General features: G+C 69.7%; 1 protein-coding gene. It reads right to left on the reverse strand.

Annotation, left to right across the window (positions count from 1 at the left end):
* Positions 1 to 462, reverse strand: a 462-nt coding sequence (locus J5M58_RS26775; RefSeq protein ID WP_306795261.1) for a YbaK/EbsC family protein, incomplete at both ends; no start/stop codon positions are given.

Consider the following 462-nt stretch of genomic DNA (forward strand, 5'->3'; position numbering starts at 1 on the left):
GCGACGGATCGCCCGCCTTCACGTTGCGGATGTCGGCGACGACCGGCTCCGGCAGGTCGCGCCCCCAGTTCACGCCGGCGATGTGGTAATCGACCTCGTTCGCGCCGCCGACGCAATCGCTCATGTTCCCGACCGTGCGATCGCCGACCACGCGCACCGGCTTCTTCGTTCCGACCGGGCCGAGATAGCCGGGCGGCGTGCCGAACCACTCGACGATCTCCGCCTCGGTCGCGAAGCGGTGGCCGGCCAGGCCCGGCAGCTTCGCCGTCTTGATCTCGTTCAGATCGTGATCGCCGCGCAGCATCAGCAGCCAGATCGTCGGCTCGGCGCCTTCGTTGTCGGTCGCGAGCACGATCGACTTGATCGTGCGCTCGAGCGGGATGCCCATCAGCTCGGCCACCGCCTCGCACTTCGCCTTGCCGGGCGTCGCGACCTTTTGCATCGCCTCGGCGGGCGCCGCGC

This window comes from Pseudomonas sp. 32_A, from assembly GCF_017490905.1.
GTDB lineage: Bacteria > Pseudomonadota > Gammaproteobacteria > Pseudomonadales > Pseudomonadaceae > Aquipseudomonas > Aquipseudomonas inefficax.